The sequence below is a fragment of the Azospirillum sp. UFLA03-27 genome, from assembly GCF_059803775.1.
In genome coordinates, this window is record NZ_JAUQTX010000306.1 from 1 (window position 1) to 6,783 (window position 6,783).

Below are 6,783 nucleotides of genomic sequence, written 5' to 3' on the forward strand. Positions count from 1 at the left end.
CGGGGTGGGGGCAACACCCACGCCCACATCCCCACCAAACACCCCCACACCAAGCCCGATTGAGGAGCAGACGATGGCTGAGTTCGTGACCGGCACCACCCGTGGCGGCGCCGCCTGGACGCCGAAATTCGTGGAAAAGATCGACCAGAAGATGTGCATCGGCTGCGGCCGCTGCTTCAAGGTCTGCGGCCGCGACGTGCTGGAGCTGATCGGCATCACCGAGGACGGCGACATCGTCGACGCCTTCGACGACGAGGCCGAGAAGAAGGTCATGAGCGTCAAGAACGCCGGCAACTGCATCGGCTGCGAGAGCTGCGGCAAGGTCTGCTCCAAGAACTGCATCACCCATTTGCCCCAGGCGGCCTGACGGCCGCCGAACTGGTCTGAGACGGCCTGACGGCCGCCCGCCCCCGGAGGAGGACGCCATGGGCATCCTGCACGCCGCCCCGCCGGGGGTGGGCGACATCACGCGGCTGTACCGTTGGCTGACCGACCGCCAGGGACGCTGCAACGTCTTCGACGCGCATCTGTTCGCTTGCATCCTGTCCCGCCGCTGGCCGGCGGGTCCGGGCGCGTTGGGATTGGACGACCGGGCGCTCGGCCAGCTTCTCGACCGCTACTTTCCTGGCGCCTTCGCGACCGGCCTGCCGGTTCCCGACAGTTCCCCCACCCCCCTGCCGCCGCTTCTCCAGAGCGAAGCGGACGACATCGCCGCCCTCCTGCTCGCTCACCGCTCGCTGGGCATCGGGGAGGAGGAATGGCTCGCCGCCATCGTCGCGCGGGCCATGCTCGACGAGGGCGAGCTGTGGCGGGACCTCGGGCTGGCCGGTCCGAGCCACCTCGCGGCGCTGATGGAGCGCCATTTCGACTCGCTGGCCCGGCTCAACGCCACCGGCACCCGCTGGAAGGCCTTCCTCTATCGCTTCCTCTGTGCGCGGGACGGGCTGATCCCCTGCAACGCCCCGGTCTGCCGCGATTGCGGTGCGGAGGCCGTGTGCTTCGGGGCAGCGGATTGATCCGATCACCATAATCCCGTTGTGCCGGATCGACACGCCAAGTCAGGATCGCACCCACCGTTTCACTCCTGAATCTGGCCTGGTCCGCATACGCACGGACTGGAGCAAACCCACGCCTGTGCGCCTTTCCAATGGTCCATGCGGCAAAATCATTCTTTCTAGCCGACCAACGGCTATCGGCATCCGCCCCATGACGTGCGCTATCCATCGCTCTGCCGGCACCGCGTCGGCTTCGACGCAATCAGAAGACGAAAAATAAGCCGATGCGGGCGCGGCATCTCCGTTGTGACTTACGATAGATTGATTTAACATCACACTCATTCATCCTGCAGTGGCATACCGACGTATGATTGGGTGCCCCAGGCAAGCTGTTCCAAAAATAATCAGGAACGAGGTGATAAGCTATGCCCTACTCCATACCGCTCTCTGAATACTCAGATGCTTTCCAGGTCCACACCTCCGGCCCCTATGTCGGCGATTGGCACCTCAATGGCCTAGGCGGCAACGATACGCTGATCGGTTGGTATGGTAACGACACCTTCGAGGGAGGCTCGGGCGACGACTATCTGGTCGGCGGCGTGGGGCTCGATGATTTGTACGGCGACAGCGGAAACGACACGCTCTACGGTGAAGAGGACGCCGACTATCTGGATGGGGGCAGCGGAAGTGATCTGCTCTATGGTGGAGCCGGAAACGACACGCTGTACGGCGGCGGCGCTCTGCCCGGTGCGCCCAACGCCGACTTTTTGTATGGTGGTTCTGGCAATGATCAGTACTACCATAACTTCTCTGCCGGCGGGATTACGGTCATCAACGATCTGTCGGGCAACGAGTTTAACAACGCGGACACCCTTCGCCTTCTGAATGCTACAGGCGCGCTCTCGTTGCGCTGGGGGAGCGACCGCTCAACTCTGTTCATCTATCAGGCTGGCGAATTCGACGATGGTACCTTTGACAACGGGGTGGTGATCACTGGAATGCTCACCAACCTCGGGGCAAGGAGCGTCGGAACAATCGAAAACATGTATGTGAACGGCTCCCACGCGTCCAACTGGCTGACCACCGTGGAGAACGGCTGGCAATCGACGATCTGGTGAGCGCGCGACCTCGATGCCTCACAGGCGCGGTACCGGCGCAAAACGTCGATGCCGTGCCTGTGAGGGCTTTCGGCGGGGACGAATGGGACACCCGCCCAACAGGCGGATGACAGGCCGGGAGTATTTGTCACGCCTCGCCACATGATAAGGTTGAACAACTCGACATGGAGACCATGACATGTCTGTGTCCAGCATCACGCCCGCCCCATCGCCCCTGACCGGCCCGCTGGCCATGCCCAGTCCGTCTCCCCCTGTCAAATCGCTTGGAACGGGCGGCACGATGTCGGTGGAGGACAGCGTATCGCTCAGCGAACTCGGCAGGTCGTTGCGTGGCGACTCCCTCGTCGCGTTCGAAGCCCTGTCGGACAAACAACGCGCCCAACTGGTCGGCTTGGTCGACAGCGGAAAAATCACCGGGGAGGAGGTTCACGACGCGCTGAAGCAACGTCTCAAGCAAGCGCGCAGCAGCGCCGTGGCCGCAACCGATCGTATGTTCGAGATCGATCACGCCGACCTGCTGCGCAACGAGGCCACCAGCGCCGACGACCTGCGCAGCGCGCTCGGCAGCACGCTCGCAAAACGGTCCTCCCTGATGGACAAGTTGGCCTCGGCCATGAGCGAAGGCGACCGGGCCGCCACCTCCGATGCCCTGGCCGCGCGCACCCAGGGACCTCTGCCATTCGCAGACCGGCTCAACATGAACCGCTTGATCATGCCGGGCTTTTTTGGGACGGATTTCACCGACTCCCGTCTGAACTATACCAAAAAGGAAGGCGATGCCGCTTACAAGCTGAAGTCGCTGGGCGTCAGTCTCGACGGCATAGACGGTGCGTTGCGCGGCATCGGGGAGAAGGACGCCGCCGCCATCCTGTCGGAGCGCGCCGGCCTGCCCTCCTCCCGAACCGTGGAGAAAGATTCTGAATTCTCGCTCGAGGACGCGGCCATCAAGCCCCTTATCGCCGGTCCATCCGGCGGCGAGTCGCTCCCTGATCGACGCGCTTGGCTGCGCGCCCTCGACCCGATCCTGTCATCCGCAAAGCCCGGTGCCGTGTACAGGTTCGACGTTCCCAAAGATCACGGCATAAACCGCAGCAATCCAGCCCAAATCACCGAGGCGGCGGGATCGGCGCAATCCGCCGTCAGCGTCGATTACGTGCGGGGCCTAATTCCCCATTATTGATTGCCCTATTCCCCCTGACGCTTAGGCCGCCCCGTCCAGCCCTTTCACCAGCGCGGCGATGACGCCATAGCCCACCTGATCCTGCGGGTCGATCTCCGCCAGCTTGGCGAGGATCGCCCTCGCCTCCTCCACCCGCCCGCTGCGCAGGCTGATGAAGGCCAGCGCCTTCAGGGTGAAGAGGGTGAAGCGCGGCGGCCCTTCCTTCGTCCAATCCGCGCTGTCCGCACCCAGGCCCCGCCAGTCGCCGGCGTATCCACCCTCGCTCGCCGCCGCGTCCAGACCGATCGTCGCCACCCGCTCCGCATCCGCGAAGCGCTTGCGGTTGAAGTAGAATTTGTAGAGCGCGTAGAAGACCGGCAGGACGCGCGGCCCCATCCGGTGGGCCTCCCACAGCAGGGTCTCGCAGGCCGCGGCGTCGGGGCGGGCCTTCACCGCCTCCTGCAGCTTCTCGTCGATGTGTTCGGGCACTTCGCCGAAGGCCATCCGCCCGTTGGACATCCGCAATTCGACCGGCCGCTCCATCACGCCGTCCCCTTCCGTTGTTGTGCGAAACCGTGCGCCCGACCGACAATTCTGTATGGACCGCATGCGGGCTTCACGAAAGCCCATAATCAAATTGTGCGTCCTTTCGTCGCAGGATGTCACAAACCCGACATGGCCCCGATCCGACAATTGTCGGGAAGGCGTCAGCCCTTCGAACTGACAATCTTTCTAAATCAATGACTTAAAACTTGGCATGCCGTTTGCTGATCCTATGACCAGGAACGGTCGGCATGCCCGACGAAGCATTTGGAGGCGGCAGACATGGTGACCCTGACGGATGCGGCGGTGAACACCCTGGAGCGCGTGCTGGCGAAGTCCGGCGGCGCCGCGGCCGGCCTGCGCATCGCGGTGGCCGACGGCGGCTGCGCCGGCATGAAGTACCAGATGGGGCTGGAGGCCACGGCGGGCGACGAAGACGCTGTGCTGTCCTTCGGCCCGGTGACGATCTTCGTCGATCCGACCAGCCAGCCCTTCCTGACCGGCGTGGTGGTCGATTTCGTCGAAGGGGTCGAGGGCGCGGGCTTCAAGTTCGACAACCCCAACGCGACGGGCAGCTGCGGCTGCGGCAAGTCCTTCTCGGCGGGGCCGGGGGGCAGCTGCTCCTCCGCGCCGTCGGCCGGCGGCTGCGGCACCGCCCACTAACCCCGAACTCTCTCCCCCAACCCGATCACATCGGGCCCGGTAACGCGGGAAAGGCAAGGCGTCATGTGGAACTACACCGACAAGGTCAAGGAACACTTCTTCAACCCGAAGAACGCCGGCGCGCTGGATGAGGCGAACGCCGTGGGCGAGGTCGGGTCGATCACCTGCGGCGACGCCCTGAAGCTGATGATGAAGGTCAACCCCGACAGCCAGGTCATCGAGGACGCGAAGTTCCAGACCTTCGGCTGCGGCTCGGCCATCGCGTCCTCGTCGGCGCTGACGGAGATGATCATCGGCAAGACGGTGGACGAGGCGCTGGCCGTCACCAACCGCGACATCGCCGAGTATCTGGGCGGCCTGCCGCCGGAGAAGATGCACTGTTCGGTCATGGGCGCCGAGGCGCTCCGCGCCGCCATCGCCAACTTCAAGGGCGAGGAATGGGTCGACGACCACGAGGAAGGCGAGCTGGTCTGCAAGTGCTTCGGCATCGACGCGGCGATGATCGAGCGCGCGGTGACCGTCAACAGCCTGACCACGCTGGAGGAGGTCACCCACTACACCAAGGCCGGCGGCTCCTGCCAGACCTGCCACGAGAAGATCGAGGAGGTTCTGGAGGCCGTGCTCGCCAAGACCGGCGCGCTGGCCCCGCCCAAGCCCCACGCCCCCGGCACGGTCGGGCTGGACGCCATCAAGCCGCTGGCCCCGAAGGCCGAGGCCCCGGCGGCTCCGGCGAAGCTGACCAACGTGCAGCGCATGCAGAAGATCATGTTCGCCATCGAGGAGTTGCGCCCGCAGATCCAGCGCGACGGCGGCGACGTGGAGCTGGTGGACATCGACGGCAAGGACATCTACGTCCGCCTGACCGGCGCCTGCTCCGGCTGTTCACAGTCCGCCGGCACCATGATGGGCGTGCAGGCCAAGCTGGTCGAGGCGCTGGGCGAATTCGTCCGCGTCAAGCCGGCCTCCCTCCTGCCGGCGGGGGCCTGAGCCATGACCGCACAGGGCATTTACCTGGACAACAACGCCACCACCCGCGTCGATCCGGACGTGCTGGCGGAGATGCTGCCGCTGTTCACCGAGCAGTTCGGCAACCCTTCCTCCATGCACGGCTTCGGCGCCGCGGTGGGCGGCAAGATCGAATGGGCGCGCAAGCAGGTGCAGGCGCTTCTCGGCGCCGCACATGACAGCGAGATCGTCTTCACCTCCGGCGGCACGGAGAGCGACAACACCGCCATCCTGTCCACGCTGGAGGCATATCCGAAGAAGAAGAGCATCGTCACCAGCGTGGTCGAGCATCCCGCCGTGCTGGCGCTGTGCGACTATCTGGAGAAGAAGCGCGGCTACACCGTCCACCGCATCGGCGTGGACAACCGGGGCAACCTCGACCTCGACGCCTACAAGGCGGCGCTGGGGCCGGACGTCGCCATCGTCTCGATCATGTGGGCGAACAACGAGACCGGGACGATCTTCCCGATCGAGGAGCTGGCCCAGCTCGCCAAGGCCGTTGGCGCTGTGTTCCACACCGACGCCGTGCAGGCGGTCGGCAAGATCCCGATGACGCTCGCCACCAGCGCGGTGGACATGCTGTCGCTGTCCGGCCACAAGCTGCACGCGCCCAAGGGCATCGGCGCGCTCTACGTCAAGCGCGGCCTGCGCTTCCGCCCGATGCTGCGCGGCGGCCACCAGGAGCGCTCGCGCCGCGCCGGCACGGAGAACGCGCCGGGCATCGTCGGGCTGGGGGCGGCCGCACAGCTCGCGCTCATGCACATGACCGACGAGAACACGCGGGTCAAGGCGCTGCGTGACAGGCTGGAGCAGGCCATCCTGGCCGCCGTTCCCAACTGCTTCGTCACCGGCAACCCAGCCAATCGCCTGCCCAACACCTGCAACGTCGCCTTCGAGTACATCGAGGGCGAGGCGATCCTCCTCCTGCTGAACGAGGCCGGCATCGCCGCCTCGTCGGGGTCGGCCTGCACCTCCGGGTCGCTGGAGCCGAGCCATGTGATGCGGGCCATGGGCGTGCCCTACACCGCCGCCCACGGCGCCACCCGCTTCTCCCTGTCGCGCGAGACGACGGAGGATGAGATCGAGCGGGTGATCGCGGTGGTCCCCGGCATCATCGCGAAGCTGCGCTCGCTGTCGCCCTACTGGTCGCAGGCGGGCGCCCCGAAGGAGTTCGCACCGGTTTACTCGTAACACCGAGATCGCAGGCCGGGCCGGACCCGCGCCCCGGCAACCCGCCCGACGACACCCGCCGGGACGCGGTTCCCCGGCCCGGTCTGCGACACAACACCCTGGCCCCGTT

The 6,783-nt window shown here is 65.6% G+C and carries 8 protein-coding genes; 7 read left to right on the plus strand and 1 reads right to left on the minus strand.

Annotated elements, in window-relative coordinates:
• Positions 1 to 73 precede the first annotated feature (73 nt).
• From fdxB to Q4I23_RS28910, 4 genes are all read left to right on the plus strand, one after another.
• Positions 74 to 367 (plus strand): ferredoxin III, nif-specific, encoded by a 294-nt coding sequence (gene fdxB / locus Q4I23_RS28895; RefSeq protein WP_200484395.1) that lies wholly within the window; start codon positions 74 to 76, stop codon positions 365 to 367.
• 58 nt (positions 368 to 425) lie between these two features.
• Positions 426 to 1,016 (plus strand): nitrogen fixation protein NifQ, encoded by a 591-nt coding sequence (locus Q4I23_RS28900; RefSeq protein ID WP_498528494.1) that lies wholly within the window; start codon positions 426 to 428, stop codon positions 1,014 to 1,016.
• A 404-nt stretch (positions 1,017 to 1,420) separates the two neighbouring features.
• A complete protein-coding gene (locus Q4I23_RS28905) occupies positions 1,421 to 2,113 on the plus strand; it encodes a calcium-binding protein (RefSeq protein WP_498528495.1) in 693 nt (230 codons plus the stop codon).
• A 178-nt stretch (positions 2,114 to 2,291) separates the two neighbouring features.
• On the plus strand, positions 2,292 to 3,293 hold the full coding sequence (locus Q4I23_RS28910; protein ID WP_498528496.1) for a hypothetical protein: 1,002 nt from the start codon (positions 2,292 to 2,294) through the stop codon (positions 3,291 to 3,293).
• Positions 3,294 to 3,314: 21 nt separating this feature from the next.
• Here Q4I23_RS28910 and Q4I23_RS28915 read toward each other — a convergent pair whose 3' ends face one another.
• Positions 3,315 to 3,815 (minus strand): hypothetical protein, encoded by a 501-nt coding sequence (locus Q4I23_RS28915; protein ID WP_498528497.1) that lies wholly within the window; start codon positions 3,813 to 3,815, stop codon positions 3,315 to 3,317.
• Positions 3,816 to 4,097: 282 nt separating this feature from the next.
• Here Q4I23_RS28915 and Q4I23_RS28920 point away from each other — a divergent pair, with 282 nt between their 5' ends.
• The 3 genes from Q4I23_RS28920 (at position 4,098) to nifS (ending at position 6,674) form a co-directional block, all read left to right on the plus strand.
• Positions 4,098 to 4,478, plus strand: a complete 381-nt coding sequence (locus Q4I23_RS28920) for a HesB/IscA family protein (protein ID WP_498528498.1) — start codon at positions 4,098 to 4,100, stop codon at positions 4,476 to 4,478.
• 63 nt (positions 4,479 to 4,541) lie between these two features.
• Complete coding sequence (nifU, locus tag Q4I23_RS28925) at positions 4,542 to 5,465, plus strand: Fe-S cluster assembly protein NifU (protein WP_498528499.1); 924 nt, start codon at positions 4,542 to 4,544, stop codon at positions 5,463 to 5,465.
• A gap of 3 nt (positions 5,466 to 5,468) precedes the next feature.
• Positions 5,469 to 6,674, plus strand: a complete 1,206-nt coding sequence (gene nifS, locus Q4I23_RS28930; RefSeq protein ID WP_498528500.1) for a cysteine desulfurase NifS — start codon at positions 5,469 to 5,471, stop codon at positions 6,672 to 6,674.
• Positions 6,675 to 6,783: the final 109 nt, after the last annotated feature.

What these genes read in the sequence shown, in the direction of transcription:
- fdxB (WP_200484395.1), top strand. Translation starts at nt 74, where the DNA reads ATGGCTGAGTTCGTGACCGGCACCACCCGTGGCGGCGCCGCCTGGACG.
- Q4I23_RS28900 (WP_498528494.1), top strand. Translation starts at nt 426, where the DNA reads ATGGGCATCCTGCACGCCGCCCCGCCGGGGGTGGGCGACATCACGCGG.
- Q4I23_RS28905 (WP_498528495.1), top strand. Translation starts at nt 1,421, where the DNA reads ATGCCCTACTCCATACCGCTCTCTGAATACTCAGATGCTTTCCAGGTC.
- Q4I23_RS28910 (WP_498528496.1), top strand. Translation starts at nt 2,292, where the DNA reads ATGTCTGTGTCCAGCATCACGCCCGCCCCATCGCCCCTGACCGGCCCG.
- Q4I23_RS28915 (WP_498528497.1), bottom strand. Translation starts at nt 3,815, where the DNA reads ATGGAGCGGCCGGTCGAATTGCGGATGTCCAACGGGCGGATGGCCTTC.
- Q4I23_RS28920 (WP_498528498.1), top strand. Translation starts at nt 4,098, where the DNA reads ATGGTGACCCTGACGGATGCGGCGGTGAACACCCTGGAGCGCGTGCTG.
- nifU (WP_498528499.1), top strand. Translation starts at nt 4,542, where the DNA reads ATGTGGAACTACACCGACAAGGTCAAGGAACACTTCTTCAACCCGAAG.
- nifS (WP_498528500.1), top strand. Translation starts at nt 5,469, where the DNA reads ATGACCGCACAGGGCATTTACCTGGACAACAACGCCACCACCCGCGTC.